The following is an 18633-nucleotide window of genomic DNA, read 5'->3' as shown; positions in this document are numbered from 1 at the left end:
ACGCGGAGTGGTGGCTAACTAGCCGCCGATCTTGAAATCGCAGACGTCGCCGTCCTGCATGATGTATTCCTTGCCTTCTTGGCGCACCTTGCCGGCGTTGCGGGCCTCTGCCATGGAGCCAGCGGCGTCTAGGTCATCGAAGGAGACGATTTCGGCCTTGATGAACTTCTTCTCAAAGTCGGTGTGGATAACACCCGCAGCCTGCGGAGCCGCGGAACCTTGCTTGATGGTCCACGCGCGGGCTTCCTTCGGGCCTGCGGTCAGGTAGGTCTGCAGGCCGAGGGTGGCGAAGCCGGCCTTGGCCAACGTCGCCAAGCCAGGCTCTTCCTGGCCCACCGACTCGAGCAGTTCCAGTGCCTCCGCCTCATCGAGCTCAAGGAGGTCGGTTTCGGTCTGGGCATCGAGGAAGACGCATTCCGCAGGGGCGACGAGCTGGCGCAGCTCCTCCTTCTTGGCGTCATCGGTAAGCACGGCCTCATCCGAGTTGAAGACATAAAGGAAGGGCTTCGCGGTCATGAGGTGCAGCTCGCACAGGAGGGATAGGTCGATCTCGTCGCTCTTGGAAGCAGCGAAGAGGGTGCGGTCATCTTCCAAGATGGCCTGGGCCTTCTTGGTCTCTTCCACGGTCTCGGCCAAATCCTTGTTCTTGCGGGCTTCCTTTTCCAAGCGCGGCAAGGCCTTCTCGATGGTCTGCAGGTCCGCGAGGATGAGCTCCGTATTGATGACAGAAATGTCGTGTGCCGGGTTGACTTCACCGTCGACGTGGATGACGTTTTCATCAGCAAAGGCACGCACCACCTGGCAGATGGCATCAGCCTCACGAATGTTGGCAAGGAAGGCGTTACCCATACCTTCACCCTTGGAAGCGCCTTCCACAATGCCGGCGATATCCACGAAGGACACGGTGGCCGGGAGGATGCGCTCGGAGCTGAAGATTTCCGCAAGGCGGTTAAGGCGGGAATCGGGAAGCTCAACGAGGCCGACATTGGGCTCAATCGTGGCGAACGGGTAGTTCGCCGCCAAGATGTCAGAACGGGTCAGGGCATTAAACAAAGTGGACTTGCCCACGTTGGGCAGGCCGACGATTCCAAGTGTAAGACTCACGGGGCCAATCCTAACGCACCCCGGATCTTTTGAGGCAAGATGGTGGGGTGAGTTCTGATCAGCCATCCCCCAACGCCTCTTCCTCTGAGTTCGCCGCCGCGGAGGCAGCGCTCGGCGGGCGTTTCGATGACTCCGTCGATGCTGCTTCGCTGAAGGCTGTCTCTCCGCACCCTCCCGGCAACCAGGTGGATCGTTCTGTGGTGGTCGGCGAGGTCATCAAGTCCACATCGCTGTGGGCACTGCGCCTGACCATCATTGGGATATTCCTTTATGCCTCCTTCCGCATGCTGGGCAACTTCTGGCGCGGCATCCTGCCCGTTCTCATTGCGCTGATTATTTGCACTGTGCTTGCTCCCATTGCCGGTGCCATGCGGCGCAAGGGACTACCCTCAGCCCTCGCTGCGGCAGTGACCATTCTGGTGTCTTTTACTGCGGTGGGCACTCTCTTTATGTTCATCGCACCGGACTTCGCGCGGCAGTCCCAGACGCTATATCTGCAGACTGTCGAAGGTATTCAGCGTTTGCAGCTATGGGCACAGGGCCCTCCGCTCAACCTCGACGCGGATGAGATCGGCGGCTATATCGATGAAATCGCCCTGTGGCTACAGCGCCAAGCAGGGTCCATCGCGGGCTCGGTATTCACGGGCATTGGCACGGCGACCTCCATCGTGGTCACGCTCTTCATCATCGTGGTGCTGACGTTCTTCTTCCTTAAGGACGGCCACAACTTCCTGCCCTGGCTGCGCCAGGCCACGGGACGCCGGACCGGCTGGCACCTCACTGAGCTGCTGACCCGCGTGTGGTCCACGTTGGGCGGTTTCGTACGGGCACAAGCAGTGGTCTCCGCCGTTGATGCTGTCTTTATCGGCCTCGGCCTGGCACTCATCGGTGTACCTTTGGCGATGGCGCTTGCCATCATCACGTTCATCGCCGGATTCATCCCCTTTGTCGGCGCGATCGTGGCCGGCGCACTATCCGTGACCATCGCGCTGGTGTCTTTGGGGTTCACCAAGGCGCTGCTCGTGCTGGGCCTAGTACTGCTGGTCCAACAGCTCGAGGGCAACGTGCTGTCCCCGTGGCTGCAGTCGAAGGCCATGAACCTGCACCCGGTTATCGTGTTGATTTCCGTGACCGTGGGTTCCGCGCTCTTCGGCCTCATCGGTGGTTTCCTCGCCGTCCCGGCCGCAGCGACCATCGCGGTGGTCTACCGCTATTTCCAGGACATGATGATGCTCCAATCGGGCGAAAGAACTGCCGAGGACTTGGAGTTTTCGACCGTCGCTGGTTTCCTCATCGGGCGCTACACGCAGCAACAGGGTGATCACAAGCGCGAGCAGTGGCTGTCCATCCCCGACCACGCCGCACCCGAAGGCGCAGCCGAAGACGTCACCCACAACGGCACGAGCCCTCTGGACCAAAAGATCGACGCGAATGTCGACGTTGATGCGGATTTCAGTGAACGCGATGGAGGAGCACGAGCGGGAATCAAGCGCGCAATTAGCGCTCTCGAACAGATGTTGCAATCAAAGGATAAAGACTAATTCTTCATGTCCGGGACGCATGCCATGATGGCAGGCATGACGTCTTCCCTACCCATAGTGCTCCTATTCCTCGGCCTCATCATTGGAGCCGCATTGGGCTGGCTAGCCCGCGCTTATTCAGCGCAGTCCGCCCAGCCCTCAGAGGAGCACCGCGCCCTGCAAGAGTCCCAGCGCCGCCAAGCAGAGCTCGCCCCGCTGGAGAAAGCCATGGACCGTCTAGGACTACAGCTCCAGGAAATAGAGGAAGATCGAGCGACCTCACTCGCAGCACTCAGCAGCCAGGTCCAGGCGGTAACTCGGACCTCAACACGCCTGTCTGATCGCACGGACAAGCTGGTCGGCGCGCTGCGCTCCCCCAATGTCCGCGGGCGGTGGGGCGAGGTACAACTAGAGCGCGTCGTTGAGCTCGGTGGCATGCGCAAACACGTGGACTTTGATTCCCAAGTCAGTGCCCGCATCAACGGATCGCTGGTACGCCCTGATCTGGTCATTCATTTGGCAGGAGGGCGCAGCATAGTCGTGGATGCAAAGGTGCCCCTCAGTGCCTACCTCGACGCAATGGAGACCGAGGACCCGGAGGAGCGGGCAGGCTATCTTCGCCGCCACGCGCACCTCATGCGTTCCCACGTGCAGGCACTGGCGTCGAAGGACTATATCGAGGCCTTCTCCCCCACGCCACAGTTTGTGATCCTCTTCGTCCCCGCCGATACTTTCGTCGACGCTGCCCTGTCTATCGACGCCGAATTGCTGGAATTCGCCTTCGAGCGCAACGTCGTCATCGCCACCCCAAGCACCCTCTTTGCTCTCTTGCGCACCGTCGCGGTGAGCTGGCAGCACGAGGAGATCTCCGACAAGGCCCGCGAAGTCCAGCGTTTGGGTCGCGAGCTTTATACGCGCTTGAACACTCTTAACGAGCACTACGACAAGGTAGGCCGCGGACTCGAGCGCGCGGTGGAAGCCTATAACGCAAGCTTGGCCAGTTTGGATTCTCGCGTCGGGGTTACGGCGCGGCGGCTCAAGGAGCTGGATGTTCCAGCCCGCGTTGACCGCCTGCCGGTGGAGCCGCGCAGCGTCGGTTCTTGGCCGCGGCGCGCCCAGAATGAATAACGTTTTGGTCACCAACCCCGGTAAGCTTTCTGGGCGTGTCTGTAGCCAAAAATCGTCGCCGCCCTCGCCGCCGCGGGATGCCGCTTAGCCGAGCACTCCTCGTCGCGCTCGTCGTTACGCTTGTGGCCTTGGCGGTCTCCGGCGCTCTGGGCAGCGTGGGGCTGCCCTTCGCCCTGATTTTTGGACTCGGTTCGCTGGCTGTCACCTGGTTGGTGGAAACTCGCGGCCTCTACATGACGGTGATTTCCCTTCCGCTGCTGTACGCATTAGGAACCGTGGGCGGCGGGTTCATCAATTCCACCGCTGGATTGCCGGAAGGTGCCTCGCCCTTTTCCAAAACCGCGATTCTCACCACGGCTTTCCCACTACTGCAGCATTTCCCGGTGCTCATCGTTACGGTTGTGGCCTGCGCGCTGCTCGCGGTTCTGCGCCTGTGGCGCAGCGATAGCCACGCGAAGAACCTTGAGGCTGAAGCTCAAGAAAAGCGCCGCGCCGAAGCTGCCTCCGATCGCCGGAGCCGCTCCGAGCGCCTGTCCGTAGCAGAACTGCTTGCCCGTGAAGCTACGAGCTCGGGCCGAGTCCGTGAGCGCGACCGCGAAGAACGCCGGCGGCTTCAAGCCGAAGAACGCGCGAAGCGCCGACAGGCTTCCCCCAAGGCGGATGAGCGAGAGGACTTCCGTCGCGCCGCCGCTGAGTCAGCAGAGAAGGCGCGGCGTGCACGGGAGCGCTCCCAGCGGTCCTCCCAGCCGCTGGAAGAAAATCTCTACGACGAGGATTAACGCGCAGTACGTGCCGGACGCAGTTCGCGTGGCAGGGAGAAAGTGATGGTCTCCGTGGACGTCGTCACCTGTTCAACATCGTTGTAGCCGCGCTCATCTAGAAACTCCAGCACTTCACGGACCAGCAGCTCAGGCACGGACGCACCACAGGTCACGCCTACAGTGTTCACGCCTTCCAGCCAGGCCTCGTCGATCTCCGAGGCAAAGTCCACCAGGTGTGAAGTCTTAGAGCCCGCCTCCAAAGCAACCTCGACGAGGCGCTTGGAGTTCGAGGAGTTCTCGGAGCCCACAACAATCATGAGATCGCATTTCGGAGCAATGGCCTTGACCGACTCCTGGCGATTCTGCGTGGCATAACAAATGTCATCTGATGGCGGGTTCTCCAAGTGCGGGAAGCGCTCGCGCAGCTTGTTGACGATCTGGATGGTTTCATCCACCGACAAGGTGGTCTGGGACAGCCAGATAAGCTTTTCCTCATGCAGGAAATCGGGCAGCTTGTCGACGCCCTCCAAGCCATCCACCAAGTGGGTAACGTCCGGGGCCTCACCGGCGGTGCCTTCGACCTCTTCGTGCCCCTCGTGGCCGACAAGGAGGATCTGGTAGCCATCGCGCTCAAAGCGCTGGGCCTCCTTGTGAACCTTGGTCACCAGCGGGCAGGTGGCGTCGAGTGTGAGCTGCTTGCGCTCTTGTGCCTCCTTGCGCACGCTCGGCGCGATGCCGTGTGCAGAGAACACGAGATGAGCGCCTTCGGGGGCTTCGGAAGCCTCCTCCACAAAGATGACACCACGCTTAGCCAGGGATTCAACAACGAACCGGTTGTGCACAATCTGCTTGCGCACGTAGATCGGGGCGCCGTACTTCTCCAACGCCTTTTCCACTGTCTCAACAGCACGGTCCACGCCGGCACAGTAGCCGCGGGGAGCCGCCAGGAGCACCTTCTTTGCAGTTTCAGTCATGGCACCCACAGTATCGAAAGTCACGCACATACTGTAGTTCCCGCCCAACCAGCTTGGCCGGTGACACCGGATGTCCGGCGCGCCTCCTAGACTGAGCCATACACTGTTCGGAACAGACCCCAACGAGAAGACCGCTCAAGAGAAAGGACTGCGCGTGAACCAACCGGCCAATTCCGCGGAGACACCGTGGCCCGTCGGCAAGGTCAATGACCAAGTCAAAGGCTGGATCGAGCGTCTCGGCTTCCTCTGGGTGGAGGGGCAAATTACCCAGTTGAACATGAAGCCGACGTGGAAGCTCTCCTATATCACGTTGCGTGATGTCGAGCAGGAAAAGTCTGTTCAGTTGACATGCAACACCTCGCTCATCCGCAATGCTCCCTCACCGCTCAAAGATGGCGACCGCGTCGTGGTGTACGGCAAGCCTGCCTTCTACGCTGGGCGCGGAAGCTTTTCCCTGTGGGTGACCGAAATCCGCCACGTCGGCATCGGAGATCTCCTCGCTCGGGTGGAAATGTTGCGGCAGAAGCTGCGCCAGGAAGGCCTGTGTGATCCCTCGCGCAAGTTGCCGCTTCCCTACCTGCCCAAGAAAATCGGCCTCATCACCGGCCGCGGCTCCCACGCCGAGCGCGATGTCCTGTCTGTAGCACAGGACCGCTGGCCGGCGGTCCAGTTCAACGTCATCAATACTGCAGTACAGGGAGCCACGGCTGTTACCCAGGTGATTGACGCTCTACGGACCCTCGACGCGGACCCAGACGTAGATGTCATCATCATTGCACGCGGCGGCGGTTCAGTGGAGGACCTCCTCCCCTTCTCCGAGGAGGCACTGCAACGCGCCGTGGCGGAGGCCCGCACCCCTGTCGTTTCCGCCATCGGCCACGAGCCGGATCACCCGGTGCTTGATGATGTCGCCGATCTCCGCGCCGCTACCCCCACCGATGCGGCCAAGCGTGTCGTACCCTCCGCCGCCGAGGAATACGCGCTGATCTCCGAAGCACGCTCGCGCATGGCGGCAGCGCTGCGCGGCTGGGTGGACCGAGAGCGCCGCGGACTCGAAAACATCCGCTCCCGCCCGGTTCTTGCAGATCCGATGGTGCCTATCAACGCACGCCGCGAGGAGCTGGAGCGAAATCTCGCGCTGATCCGCCGGGTGATGAGCCATCATCTGGACCGCGAAACCAACCAGGTAGCCTCATTGCGTGCTCGGGTCTCCGCCTTAGGCCCCTCGGCCACCCTCGAACGCGGCTATGCCATCGTGCAAGTCCTTCCGCGCGATGGCAGCGGTCCGGAGGTCGTCACGAGCTACACGCAATCACCACCGGGTTCGCAGCTGCGTATACGTGTGGGCGATGGCTCGATCACCGCTGCTGCAATGGCTTCTCAGGCCGCAGATTAAACAGAACAGTTAATAGTTAAGACGGAACATACAAGAGAAAGAAGATACTTCACCTCATGACTGACACGATTGGCGCCGGCCAGCCCGGCCAGGACGCGTTCCCGCCGGTGGAAGAGCTGAGCTATGAGCAGGCTCGTGATGAGCTCATTGAAACAGTGAAGATCCTCGAGCTAGGACAGATGGGATTGGATGAATCCCTCAAGTACTGGGAGCGCGGCGAGGCCCTAGCTAAGGCCTGCGAGGCGCACCTCGACGGTGCCTCGAAGCGCGTAGAGGAGGCCCTCCGAAAGAACGCAGAGGGCACCGATAGTGCAGCTCACAACGAAGAAGCAGGAGAAGACTAAATGAAGATTTACGGCTACCCGGGAGATCGCGTGGACTTCGTCTCCAAGTCAGGCGGAGCAGGGTCCATGGTCTTCGGTGATTCGCGCCAGCTCGCTGAAGAGTTCTTCGGCCCCCCGCACACCGCGAATGGCGAAGAGATCGGCTACTTCTCCGGCTCCATTGTTCTGCGCTTTAGTGAGAATAAGCTCAGCGAGATTGCCCTCTTCCCCGGCAAGTCCCTCCATGAGAAGGTAGATGTATACCTCGGCAAGACGCGTTTGAGCGGCCTCGATCCAGAGTCCCTCACCAGCGCCGCTGGAGATTCGGTCGAGGTGGAATGGGACGGAACCACACTGCAGAGCGTAACCTTCCGTTAATCAGCGGAACCTAGTCGCTGATGACGCTTCCATCCTCAGCGATCTGGAGTGGCTCGGCCTCAGTAAATGCGGTCAGGGCCGCTTCATAGTCGGCATCGGAGGCAGAGCCGGTGAGGACGAGGCGGGCATCCCCCAAGTCGGTAATCCACAGCGGGCGCACGTCTTTGTCATCGCTACTGAGAATTTCCACGTCCTGGCCCGCTACCTCGCGCCGCTCGGAGTTGGCACGATAATTGGAGTCATAAGCCCCGGGGACATCGCCAAGCGCCAGCTGCGTCTGCACTGACTCAACATAGCCATCGTTAGTGGTCAGCCAGCTCACCACAGCACCAGATTCGCCACCCATCTGCTTGCGCCGCGCGGCTGTGGGCTGCCAGCCCTCCGGCATATCCGGCTCCCTAATGACAGCCCCGCTGCCGCGCGCTTCCATCTCCAAGAAGGTAGCGGCATCCACGTTCTGCACGGGCCCCGACTTTTCGGGGTTGATTGAGCACAGTCCCGTTGCCCCAACCGCGAGGAACATCATGATGAGGATGACGCCCACCGTCAGGGTGATATCGCGCGCGTCCTCAAAAATCTTTGGTTTATCTTCAGATGCCACTCGCCTAGTATGTCACGCCTGCTCCACCACATGCGACAGCGGCCTCCTACCTGCCCTTTTTGGCAGCAATCACCCCCTCATCCCACTTCTGGGGGAGGCATTCGGGCTTGAAACCGGAAGAAAAGTGGAAGAATGGAATATGTATTCCGGGTTGTCCCCCACCCCGGGCCGAGCCACCTGAAAAGAAAGGGACTAATCAAACATGTCTGACAACACGTCTTATATCCCCGACCGCAACCTAGCCATGGAGCTGGTGCGTGTCACCGAGGCGGCAGCACTCGCCTCGGGTCGCTGGGTTGGCCGTGGACAGAAGAATGAAGGTGACGGCGCCGCGGTGGATGCTATGCGCAAGCTCATCAACTCCGTCGAGATGAACGGTGTCGTCGTCATTGGCGAAGGCGAGAAGGATGAAGCCCCGATGCTGTTTAACGGCGAGAAGGTCGGCACCGGCCAGGGCGCCGAGATGGACATCGCCGTCGACCCAGTTGACGGCACCCGCCTGATGGCTGAAGGCCGCCCGAACGCTATTTCTGTCATCGCCGCTGCCGAGCGCGGCACGATGTACGACCCGTCCGCGGTCTTCTACATGAAGAAGATCGCTGTCGGCCCCGAGGCAGTCGGCGCCATCGACCTCAATGAGTCGGTGGAGTGGAACGTGAAATCCGTGGCCAAGGCCAAGGGCATCAAGCCAGCTGACCTGACCGTCGTCGTTCTCGACCGCCCGCGCCACGATGACCTTATCCGGGAGATCCGTGAAGCCGGTGCCAAGGTTCGCCTCATCATGGACGGTGACGTCGCCGGCGCCATCGCCACCTGCCAGGACAGCAACTCCATCGACCTCATGATGGGCATTGGCGGCACCCCGGAGGGCATCATCACCGCCTGCGCTATGAAGTGCATGGGCGGAGAAATTCAGGGCAAGCTATGGCCCAAGGATGAGGAGGAAGCCGAGAAGGCTCGCAAGGCTGGCCACGACCTCGACCGCGTCCTCACCACCAACGACTTGGTGTCCTCTGAGAACTGCTACTTCGCCGCTACCGGTGTGACCAATGGCGATATGCTCCGCGGTGTCTCTTACCGCCCGAACGGTGCCACCACCCGCTCTCTGGTTATGCGCTCCAAGTCCGGCACCATCCGCTACGTCGACTCCATCCATAAGCTGGCTAAGCTGCAGGAATACTCCGTGGTCGACTACACCAACCCCCACGATAAGGAAAGCTAGTTCACTTTCCTAGGAAGAGTGCTACGGTGGCCATGAATGCCGTGCCACGGCACACATAATGAACCCAATAAAACTCATTTCACAGAAAAGGTGAATCCATGACTGAATACCGCATTGAACACGACACCATGGGCGAGGTAAAGGTTCCGGCAAACGCCCTGTGGCGTGCCCAGACCCAGCGCGCCGTGGAGAACTTCCCAATCTCCGGCCGTGGTCTCGAAGATGCGCAGATTCGCGCTCTCGGCCTCCTGAAGGCTGCCTGTGCTCAGGTGAACAAGGACTCCGGCAAGCTGGACGCGGAGAAGGCTGACGCCATCATCGCCGCCGCCACCGAGATTGCAGAGGGCAAGCACAACGATGCTTTCCCGATTGACGTCTTCCAGACCGGCTCCGGCACCTCCTCCAACATGAACACCAACGAGGTCATCGCCTCCATCGCCCACAAGAACGGCGTGGAGATTCACCCGAATGACCACGTGAACATGGGTCAGTCCTCCAACGACACCTTCCCCACTGCAACCCACGTTGCGGCAACGGAGGCTGCAGTAAATGACCTCATCCCGGGCCTCAAGGTCCTGCACAATTCCCTGCTGGCCAAGGCCAAGGAATTCGCTGATGTAGTTAAGTCCGGCCGTACCCACCTAATGGACGCCACCCCGATCACCCTGGGCCAGGAATTCGGCGGCTACGCTCGCCAGATCGAGCTCGGCATCGAGCGCGTTGAGGCCACCCTGCCGCGCTTGGGTGAGCTGGCTATCGGCGGCACCGCTACCGGTACCGGCCTGAACACCGACGCTGAGTTTGGCGGCAAGGTCACCGAGGAGCTCAAGAAGCTCACCGACATTGACCAGCTCTCCGAGGCCAAGAACCACTTCGAGGCCCAGGCTGCCCGCGACGCCCTCGTCGAGTTCTCCGGCGCCATGCGCACCGTTGCTATCTCCCTCAACAAGATTGCCAACGACATTCGTATGATGGGCTCCGGCCCACTCACCGGCCTTGCGGAGATCCATCTCCCGGATCTGCAGCCGGGCTCCTCCATCATGCCGGGTAAGGTCAACCCGGTTCTGAGCGAGGCCGCCACCATGGTGGTCAGCCAGGTCATCGGCAACGACGCCGCTGTTGCTTTCGGCGGCTCCAACGGCCACTTCGAGCTCAACGTCTACATCCCGATGATGGCCCGCAACGTTCTCGAGTCCTCCCGCCTGCTGGCTAATGTTTCCCGCGTCTTCGCTGAGAAGTGCGTTGACGGCATCGAGGCCAACGAGGAGCGCATGAAGAAGTTTGCGGAGTCCTCCACCTCCATCGTCACCCCGCTGAACTCCAAGATCGGCTACGAGAACGCCGCCAAGGCAGCTAAGCACGCATTGAACGAGAAGATCACCGTCCGCGAAGCCGTCATCGACCTCGGCTTCGTCGACGGCGAGAACCTCACCGAAGAGGAACTCGATGAGCGCCTCAACGTTCTCACCATGACCAACCGCGACCGCGATAACTTCTAAATTCGCTTTCGCCCACGCCGCCGCCCTTCGCACCACCTCCTTGAGGTGGCACGCAGGGCGGTTTCGCTGTTTTCTCATCCGCCCTGCGGGGCCAACAACAAGGTCGGGGCAGCAACTGCCCGATCTGCCAAAACCACCGCTCATGACTCAAGATCTGGCAATAACTTCGTCAACTAGGGCAGTTTTGGGCTTGAGAGTTCCTTTCCAAGCCATCACTTCGCGCCCTTCGCGCTCACGGCGAGCCTTAATCAGCCACAGCGCATGCTGCTGGTGAGCGCGAAGGGTAGGGTTGCTACCATCTGCTCCCCCCTTCCTGTGCGCTACGCCATAAAGAGCTCCCCGCCCTCACGAGAATCACCATCATTGCACTTGGTGCAAACTTGCACCGGGTGTAGGATTGCACTCCGTGCAAGAAGAACTGTCATTACGCGAGCAAAAACGCCTGAAAACTCGCCTGCGCATAGAGGATGCTGCCACCCTCTTGGTAGACGAGCATGGCTTTGCCTCCGTCACGGTGGAGGAGATTTGTGAGAAGGCCGGAATTTCCCGGCGCACCTTCTTTAACTATTTCGATTCCAAGGACTCAGCCGTCTTGGGCAACCCCAGCCAAGAGTTCTCCCAGGAGCAAAAGAGCTATCTGCTCGATACTCCTACGGAGAACCTCTTTAAGCTGGCCGTAGGTCTCATCAAGGAACACCTCAATGGGCAGCACGCCAATAAGGAAATTGCTGAACGACGCCGCCGTATCTCCCGCGATGCGGACGCAGCGGCGGCGTCCTTAAGCAGAAAGCGTGCCAAGTCTAACGAAGTACTTGAGCTTCTCACCCAGCGGCTAGAGAAGGAGCCAGCGTTAAAGACCATGCCGGATGTCTCCCCGCACACGGAGGCACTACTCATTGCTGTCACCATCCGTGAGGCTTTTTGGTTGGCCACCACCTCGCCAGACTTCAGCTGTGATATCCCCTTTGAGCAGCGCTTTAACTCCGCACTCGCACTCATCAACAACTATTCGAAAGGACTGTCATGGTAGCTACCGCGAAACCGCCAGTGGCCAACACTGACAATGGCAAGCCGGAAAACAACCTTGCCCTCGTCTTCTCTGCCCTCGTGCTCACCATGTTGATGAGCTCCCTGGGGCAGATGATCTTCGCGTCCGCTCTTCCCACCATCGTCGGCGAGCTCGGCGGTGTCGACCACATGAGCTGGGTTATTTCCGCCTTCCTGGTCACCATGACCATTGCTATGCCTATCTCCGGCAAGCTCGGTGACATGATGGGCCGCAAGTGGCTCTACATCGGCGGTATTGCCACCTTCGTCATCGGGTCCGCCGTGGGCGGCTTCGCCAATTCGATGAATCTGCTCATTATTGGCCGTGCCATTCAGGGCTTCGGCGCTGGTTTCATGATGATCTCCTCCCAGTCCATCATCGCGGAGGTCACCACGGCACGTGAGCGCGGTAAGTTCATGGGCATCATGGGCGGCGTTTTCGGCCTGTCCTCCGTCCTCGGCCCAGTCCTTGGCGGCTGGTTCACTGATGGACCTGGCTGGCGCTGGGGTCTGTGGATGAATATTCCCCTTGGTCTGCTCGCCATGACCGTGTGCGTGCTCGTTCTGCACCTGCGCGTCGGCGATACTGATCTGCGTAAGTTTGATGCCTTGGGAGCCACCTTCATCGCTATCACTACCGCCTCGCTCATCCTCATGACCACCTGGGGCGGCACTCAGTATGAGTGGTCGGATCCCGTCATTCTTACCTTGGCCGTCATCGTTGTGATTGGTGCTGTTATCACGGTCTTCGTCGAGAAGCGGGCCGAGGAGCCCCTGATCCCAGTTCTGCTGTTTAAGAACCGCAACATGGTGCTCACGACGGCCGCCGGCATGGTGCTGGGCTTGGCTATGTTCGGAGTGCTGGGCTACATGCCGACCTACCTGCAGATGGTGCACACCCTCACACCTACCAAGGCGGGTCTCATGATGATCCCGATGATGCTCGGCATGATCGGTACTTCCACCACCATTGGGTTCGTCATCGCGCGCACGGGCCACTACAAGCGCTACCCCATCATTGGCCTCGCCATTACGGCTGGCGCGTTGTTCTGGATGTCGAAGCTGACTGTGGAGACCTCCCTGACTCAGCTTGGCGCGGAGTTCCTCGTCTTCGGCATCGGCCTTGGCTTTGTTATGCAAGTGCTCGTTCTCATCGTTCAGAACTCCTTCCCCGTGGCGCTGGTGGGCACCGCTACTGCGGCTAACAACTTCTTCCGCCAAATCGGCTCCGCCATGGGCGCTTCCCTCGTGGGCTCGCTGTTCATCCACAACATGAAGGACGAGTTAGCTGCCAATATGCCTGCTGCCATTGCTTCCATGGGCAAGGCCGGTGCACCGTTTGCGGAAAAGTTCAACGCCGAGGGCGGTGGTTCCTCCAACCTGACCCCATCGATGGTTGCACAGCTACCGGAGCCGATCCGCGATGTCGTCCTCAACGCTTATAACGATGGTCTAACCCCAGTCATCCTGCTCATGGTTCCGATGGCCATCATCGCTCTCCTGCTTATCCTGCCCGTGCGGGAGGAGCACCTCAAGGAGACCATCGATTAGAGCACTCCCCTAAGGACGCAACAACAAGAAATCCTCGCTACGAAGAATCACGTAGCGAGGGTTTTCTCGTATCAAATTGCCTAGCGCAGGATTCCTAACTGGCGCGCTACCTGCGCAGCCACACCGATGAGTGCCAGCAGACCGGCAATGATGCCCACGATGGTCCCAACATCCGTGCCACCGGTGCTCGAGCTTCCGAGAAGAGACTTCTTGGTCACCTTCACGGTCTTGGTGACTTGGTTGTTTGACAGCTGGGGCTGACCATTACGCAACACATGAGTGTTGAAGGTGATGGTCGCAGTGCCCTCGGACTTGGCCGTGTAGGTTCCGTCCTCGTTGACTTCCAAGACCTCCGGATCGCTGCTGCTTGGCGACGCCACCGGAACCCCCAGCTTTGCTCCCCGGAAGCCGTCGATGCTCAATCCCAGGCTTCCTTGGCTTCCGACGGAAGTGCCACCCGTAGTCATGAGCTCGGCTTTGCCGACTGTGCTTTCCGGCACGGCAATAGGGAACGCGTGGCGGCCGGAAATACGCGCGGGTTGACCGGGCATATCGCGGTTGGAGAAGAAACCAGCAGTCACCTCCCCAACCTGCGCCTGAGCGAATGTTACGTGGGTGGGATCGATAATCGAGTAGAGGTGCCCAGTGCGATCATTGAACTGGCCATGTGAGCGAATGAGCATATCCCACTCGCTTGCCCCCTGGTACTTATCGGTCGACCACGATGCGATCGCGTCCGACATCCCTTTAGTGGTCAGGTTTTCACCGGCCCAGAGGTTGTTAATGACTCCGAAGGGAGGAACCCCTGGCAGTCTCTCATGGTTGAAGTCAAGGTTCTCCTCGGCAGCGCGCTGCAAAACCGCGTGCTCGAGACCGCGATCCCAGGAGATGGAATTCACATAGGCATCGCGGGTGCGGAAACCTGCGGCGCTAGCAGCCTGGCGCAGCGTTTCGCCGTTGAATGGAAGATTATCGTCCCAAGCCTTGCCGCGTAACTGCCGAACCTGGCGGGTAACCAGGTCAATATCGGACTGCATCACGGGCTCAGCAAAGACATAAGCCAAAGCACCATCGGGGTGGTTAACGTCGAGCTCCGCCACAGGGACGGAGCCGGCAGATGGAAACTCAGCAGCCGTGGCAACGGGCGCTGCGAAAGCACCGGTCGACACGGCTACGGCGGTAGAAAGGGCAAGCACAGAGGTGCGGAAAGACATGATTCGCCTTCGATAGAGAGTGGTTGAGAACAGGTTCTATTCTATCCCCACTCCTGCCCTGATATTAGAAAAGTGAGATAATTACTTTCTCTTCTGGTTGGCTTCTGCCTTCTTTTCCTCCGGCTTCGGAAGGAGCAGCTCATAAACATCGGTATCGCGCCACTGGCCGGCAAGCTCACCATAAGTCATCTTTGCCATGTGGGAGTAGGTACCCACCTTGACGAAGCCACGGGATTTGTGGAGACCAGCGGAGCCTTCGTTCTCCGGGAAAATCCACGAATGGATGGCCCACTTGTGCAAGTCGCGGCAGACCTCAATGAGCTGATCCAGCAAGGCACCACCGATACCCCTGCCCTGGGCTTCCTTACTCAGGTAGATGGAATCCTCCACCACGCCGTGGAACACGGTACGGGTGGACGCCTGCGCAGCGCAGACCCAACCGAGAACCTTCGAGTCATCGTCTTCCTCAACAGCGACGAAGACGGACGACATGATCTTGACGTTCTTAAATTCCTCGAAGGTCAACGAGCGGGTCTCATAAGTAGCGTGACCGGTGTTCAGGCCCTGCTCATAGATTTCCCGCATCTGCGGGTAGTCCGCAGCGTTGAAGGGCCGGATGCGGAAATCCTTCTTCTTGTTTTTTGCGTTGTCGCTCATGAAACAATTATTACTGAGCACACTGCGTTAATGCCAAGCTGAGAGCAGGCAGATCGCCATTCGCGAACGCGTTAATTCTCACCCTCCAACAAATCGGTGACGAGCTCCGCAATGGCAGAGCGCTCAGAGCGCTGCAGGGTCACATGCGCAAAAAGCCCATGCCCCTTGAGTTTCTCAATGACCGCCTGCACACCATCGTGGCGGCCAACACGCAAGTTATCGCGCTGGGCAACGTCATGTGTGAGCACCACACGGGAGCCGCGGCCCAGTCGCGAAAGGACTGTGAGCAGCACATTGCGCTCTAGTGACTGGGCCTCGTCGACGATGACGAAGGAATCATGCAGGCTGCGGCCACGGATGTGGGTCAGTGGGAGAACTTCCAAGAGGCCGCGGTCTTGGACTTCCTCCATGACGTTTTCGGATACCAACCCTTCCAAAGTGTCATAGACTGCTTGGGACCAGGGGTTCATCTTTTCGCTCTCCGAGCCCGGCAGGTACCCCAAGGACTGTCCGCCCACCGCATACATCGGGCGGAATACCACGATGCGGCGGTGCTCACCGCGCTCCAGAACTGCCTCCAAGCCAGCACATAATGCCAGCGCGGACTTACCCGTGCCCGCTCGGCCGCCGATGGACATGATGCCCACGGAAGGATCTACTAAGAGGTCCAGTGCAACGCGCTGCTCGGCGGAACGGCCTTGCAGACCGAATACATTGCTATCCCCACGCACCAAGCGAACAGTGCCCTCAGCCGTCATGCGTCCCAGTGCTGATTGCCCGCCTGCCTGCAGAGTCACGCCACAGTGCACCGGCAGGTCTTCGACGCGGGTGCCGGCGGTGGTCACGGAGCCGTCGATAAGCACCTCGCCTTCCCCGTAGAGCTCATCGATGACCTCGGCGCTGGTGGGCACGATGGCCATGCCGGTGTAGCCGGTGAGCACGACATCCTGCGCATGGTACTCATCGGCCTGCAGGCCCACAGCGCCGGCCTTGACGCGCAGCGGGACATCCTTGGTTACCAGAACGGTGTCCTTGCCTTCGTGCTGCAAGTTCAGCGCACACGCGAGAATTCGGTGATCCCCTTCCGGCCCGCGGAAGGCCGCCGGCAGCAAGGATTGATCCTGGTGGTTAAGCTCCACGCGCAGCGTTCCGCCCGCGGCATTGACGGGCAGCGGCTGATCCAGAGCTTCGTAAGTGGCGCGGAGGTCCTCCAAAAAGCGAAGAGCTTGGCGGGCGAACCAGCCAAGCTCCGGGTGATGACGTTTTCCTTCCAACTCAGAGATAACGACGATGGGCAGAACCACATCGTGCTCTGCGAATTTACGCAACGCCCAGGGGTCGGAGAGAAGGACGGAGGTATCGATGACATAGGTCTTGGTTGCCACAGCGGCCTCGTGCGGCTGCTCGGTCAGGACGGAAGGATTGGTCATAGCGGCAGGGTTCTCCCTTTTTATGCCCGTCCCAACTCATCGACCTGGGAGGGCATGGTGAAGCTGGTGATTGTCGAACTGCCCGGAAACTGCACTTAACCTCCGGACACCGTCCACGCTAGAGCGCGAAGGTTGAAATTACATGGGTGCAAGATGAACAGTTTTTAAACGGCATTCACCGCAGTCACACCATTCCCACAAGTTGGGAGTAGTTTATTCTTTCGCGAAGCCGTGACCATGGAAAACAGCGACAGGCTCCGCACCGATCTATCAGTGCGGAGCCTGTCTTAGAAGCTCAACGGGCGGTTAATCCCGCTACATGCGAGCTAAGCCTTTAGTTGATCGTGGCCTCGTACTCGCCGGACTCACCCTGCAGCCAAGAGATAGTGCCGTTGGTGAACTCCTGTACCCAACCGTTGCCCTCGGCCTGCTCCGGGGCAGTCGGCAGGCCTACCTTGCTCTCAAGGCCGCCTTCCTCGGTCCAGGTCTCGGCGATCTTGCCAATGATCGGCTGGGTGCCTTCGCCCTCAGCGAATGCCAGCAGCTTGTCCTTGGCAAAAGTTGCAACGCTGCCCTTGTCGGTGGTCTCGATGGACTCCGGGTCGCCCCACTCAGCAGCCTTCTCCTTGATAGCCTGAGCGAAGTCGGCCGGGACCTCTACATCACCGTTGGCGGTGGATACGCTCTCCTTGTCGCCCTCAGCGCCGCCCTCCGAGTCGGCAGAATCTGCTTCAGAAGAGTCAGCATCCTCTGCACCCTCAGCATCAGAAGGATCTGCGGACTCGGAGTCCTTCATGGAATCCTTGGCGTCCTGAGCAGCAGAGCCGGCAGCACCGGTAGCGTCGGACGCGGCGGACTGTGCGGCGTCGCCAGCATCCTTAGCGGCATCCTCAGCATCCGAGCAAGCAACGACACCCAGGGACAGGGTGGCAGCAGCGAAACCAGCAGCGAAACGACGAGTCATCTTCTTCATTCTTAAACCTTTCTCTTCTAGTTGAGCACTGTTCTAAGTACTTTTGTTGACAACGAAGCCCACCGTAGGCCTAGCCAGCACGTCTTGCCACCATCGAACCTGTGATTTGACAACAAAGAGGTTTATTTATCTACGTTTCCGCTGTTGAGAACCCCTATATCTTTTTGGTAACGGTTTGGAAATCGAGCCCTTGTGAGACTTTCCTTGGGCCTTTCTGCGTTCTTGCTTAGCCTTTGCTTTGTCCCGGGCGCTGCGCTTCTCAGCCGTGTTGCGGGAGGAATTCCGCGTCCTTCCCTTTGCCACCCCGACGAAATCCTGAATCTCGTCACCATCATCAGCCCGGCGCCACACCAAAGCGATTTCTGTGCGCGCAACGGAAGGGTCCTCTAGCCCAAGTGCGACTACCTGCTTCTTGCTCAGCACCTTCAGCAGTGGTCGAGGCGCGATGGCCACGCCCACGTTGGCTGCCACGACCTGGAGGGCGGTGCGCAGGGCTGGAACGTCGACGCTGCCGTCCCGCGCAATCCGGTAGTTCACAATCTCTTCGGCAACATCCGCTGGCGCAATGTCCTCCCCTACCTCCGCATAGACCGAGTCTTTCGGCACCGCAATACCAGGCGCCTCCTCATAAAGACGAACCACATGGAAGCTGTCATCAACCCGCGAATCTGGCAGGCGGGTGAGTGCGAGGTCTGCCTCATGCGCGAGAAGAACCGCCAGCGCATCATCGGCGTCGACGGTCACCAGGGACTCGGGGGAATGCGAGTCACGGTAGCGGCGAAACCACTTACCGGGTTCTGTACCAGTGGAAAAGACAAGGCGGAGCATGCACCTCATACTACGGTGCTGCTAGCG

Annotated in this window: 18 protein-coding genes; 10 read left to right on the top strand and 8 right to left on the bottom strand. The window is 59.8% G+C overall.

Going from position 1 to position 18633, the window contains the following annotated elements; all coding sequences use genetic code 11:
* Positions 1-18: 18 nt before the first annotated feature.
* Entirely contained in the window at positions 19-1104 is a 1086-nt protein-coding gene (ychF, locus tag HMPREF2943_RS02820) for a redox-regulated ATPase YchF (protein WP_070710731.1), read from the bottom strand.
* A gap of 47 nt (positions 1105-1151) precedes the next feature.
* Here ychF and HMPREF2943_RS02815 point away from each other — a divergent pair, with 47 nt between their 5' ends.
* From HMPREF2943_RS02815 to HMPREF2943_RS02805, 3 genes are read left to right on the top strand one after another with little or no spacing between them, the layout of a single operon-like run.
* The gene (locus HMPREF2943_RS02815) at positions 1152-2645 is read left to right on the top strand and encodes an AI-2E family transporter (RefSeq protein ID WP_070447020.1); all 1494 of its coding nucleotides are present in this window, start codon (positions 1152-1154) and stop codon (positions 2643-2645) included.
* 6 nt (positions 2646-2651) lie between these two features.
* The gene (locus tag HMPREF2943_RS02810) at positions 2652-3752 is read left to right on the top strand and encodes a DNA recombination protein RmuC (RefSeq protein ID WP_371325755.1); all 1101 of its coding nucleotides are present in this window, start codon (positions 2652-2654) and stop codon (positions 3750-3752) included.
* 35 nt (positions 3753-3787) lie between these two features.
* Positions 3788-4531 carry a DUF6542 domain-containing protein gene (locus HMPREF2943_RS02805; RefSeq protein WP_246817255.1) on the top strand — a complete coding sequence of 248 codons (744 nt, stop codon included), beginning with the start codon at positions 3788-3790 and terminating at the stop codon, positions 4529-4531.
* Here HMPREF2943_RS02805 and HMPREF2943_RS02800 read toward each other — a convergent pair.
* Complete coding sequence (locus tag HMPREF2943_RS02800; protein ID WP_201828430.1) at positions 4528-5487, bottom strand: 4-hydroxy-3-methylbut-2-enyl diphosphate reductase; 960 nt, start codon at positions 5485-5487, stop codon at positions 4528-4530. The genes HMPREF2943_RS02805 and HMPREF2943_RS02800 overlap by 4 nt on opposite strands.
* Before the next feature lie 154 nt (positions 5488-5641).
* Here HMPREF2943_RS02800 and xseA point away from each other — a divergent pair, with 154 nt between their 5' ends.
* Genes xseA through HMPREF2943_RS02785 form a run of 3 tightly spaced genes read left to right on the top strand, consistent with a single transcriptional unit; the run spans position 5642 to position 7584 of the window.
* Positions 5642-6883, top strand: a complete 1242-nt coding sequence (gene xseA / locus HMPREF2943_RS02795; RefSeq protein WP_070710729.1) for an exodeoxyribonuclease VII large subunit — start codon at positions 5642-5644, stop codon at positions 6881-6883.
* 56 nt (positions 6884-6939) lie between these two features.
* The gene (locus HMPREF2943_RS02790) at positions 6940-7227 is read left to right on the top strand and encodes an exodeoxyribonuclease VII small subunit (RefSeq protein WP_010187330.1); all 288 of its coding nucleotides are present in this window, start codon (positions 6940-6942) and stop codon (positions 7225-7227) included.
* Positions 7228-7584 carry a hypothetical protein gene (locus tag HMPREF2943_RS02785; protein WP_070447028.1) on the top strand — a complete coding sequence of 119 codons (357 nt, stop codon included), beginning with the start codon at positions 7228-7230 and terminating at the stop codon, positions 7582-7584.
* A gap of 10 nt (positions 7585-7594) precedes the next feature.
* Here the strand turns inward: HMPREF2943_RS02785 and HMPREF2943_RS02780 are convergent, their stop codons facing one another.
* The gene (locus HMPREF2943_RS02780; protein ID WP_070447031.1) at positions 7595-8185 is read right to left on the bottom strand and encodes a DUF4245 domain-containing protein; all 591 of its coding nucleotides are present in this window, start codon (positions 8183-8185) and stop codon (positions 7595-7597) included.
* A gap of 202 nt (positions 8186-8387) precedes the next feature.
* On the opposite strand from HMPREF2943_RS02780, the gene glpX reads away from it, so the two are divergent.
* The 4 genes from glpX (at position 8388) to HMPREF2943_RS02760 (ending at position 13504) form a co-directional block, all read left to right on the top strand.
* Positions 8388-9407 carry a class II fructose-bisphosphatase gene (glpX, locus tag HMPREF2943_RS02775; protein ID WP_070646322.1) on the top strand — a complete coding sequence of 340 codons (1020 nt, stop codon included), beginning with the start codon at positions 8388-8390 and terminating at the stop codon, positions 9405-9407.
* Positions 9408-9505: 98 nt separating this feature from the next.
* A complete protein-coding gene (locus HMPREF2943_RS02770; protein ID WP_070710728.1) occupies positions 9506-10906 on the top strand; it encodes a class II fumarate hydratase in 1401 nt (466 codons plus the stop codon).
* Between the two features lie 406 nt (positions 10907-11312).
* Positions 11313-11936 carry a TetR/AcrR family transcriptional regulator gene (locus HMPREF2943_RS02765; RefSeq protein ID WP_070710727.1) on the top strand — a complete coding sequence of 208 codons (624 nt, stop codon included), beginning with the start codon at positions 11313-11315 and terminating at the stop codon, positions 11934-11936.
* Complete coding sequence (locus tag HMPREF2943_RS02760) at positions 11930-13504, top strand: MDR family MFS transporter (protein ID WP_070710726.1); 1575 nt, start codon at positions 11930-11932, stop codon at positions 13502-13504. Before HMPREF2943_RS02765 ends, HMPREF2943_RS02760 begins: the two co-directional genes overlap by 7 nt.
* A gap of 80 nt (positions 13505-13584) precedes the next feature.
* Here HMPREF2943_RS02760 and HMPREF2943_RS02755 read toward each other — a convergent pair whose 3' ends face one another.
* The 5 genes from HMPREF2943_RS02755 to HMPREF2943_RS02735 form a co-directional block, all read right to left on the bottom strand.
* Complete coding sequence (locus HMPREF2943_RS02755) at positions 13585-14718, bottom strand: hypothetical protein (RefSeq protein WP_070710725.1); 1134 nt, start codon at positions 14716-14718, stop codon at positions 13585-13587.
* 81 nt (positions 14719-14799) lie between these two features.
* Positions 14800-15375 carry a GNAT family N-acetyltransferase gene (locus HMPREF2943_RS02750; RefSeq protein WP_070710724.1) on the bottom strand — a complete coding sequence of 192 codons (576 nt, stop codon included), beginning with the start codon at positions 15373-15375 and terminating at the stop codon, positions 14800-14802.
* Between the two features lie 71 nt (positions 15376-15446).
* Positions 15447-16805, bottom strand: a complete 1359-nt coding sequence (locus tag HMPREF2943_RS02745) for a PhoH family protein (RefSeq protein ID WP_070710723.1) — start codon at positions 16803-16805, stop codon at positions 15447-15449.
* 334 nt (positions 16806-17139) lie between these two features.
* On the bottom strand, positions 17140-17778 hold the full coding sequence (locus HMPREF2943_RS02740) for an LGFP repeat-containing protein (protein WP_070710722.1): 639 nt from the start codon (positions 17776-17778) through the stop codon (positions 17140-17142).
* A 126-nt stretch (positions 17779-17904) separates the two neighbouring features.
* Positions 17905-18606 (bottom strand): LysR family transcriptional regulator substrate-binding protein, encoded by a 702-nt coding sequence (locus tag HMPREF2943_RS02735; protein ID WP_070710721.1) that lies wholly within the window; start codon positions 18604-18606, stop codon positions 17905-17907.
* Between the last annotated feature and the right edge of the window lie 27 nt (positions 18607-18633).

Origin of the sequence: Corynebacterium sp. HMSC072D12 (assembly GCF_001813925.1) — a bacterium.
In the GTDB taxonomy this organism is placed as follows: Bacteria; Actinomycetota; Actinomycetes; order Mycobacteriales; family Mycobacteriaceae; genus Corynebacterium; species Corynebacterium aurimucosum.
This window is presented reverse-complemented; position numbering and strand designations above follow the sequence as displayed.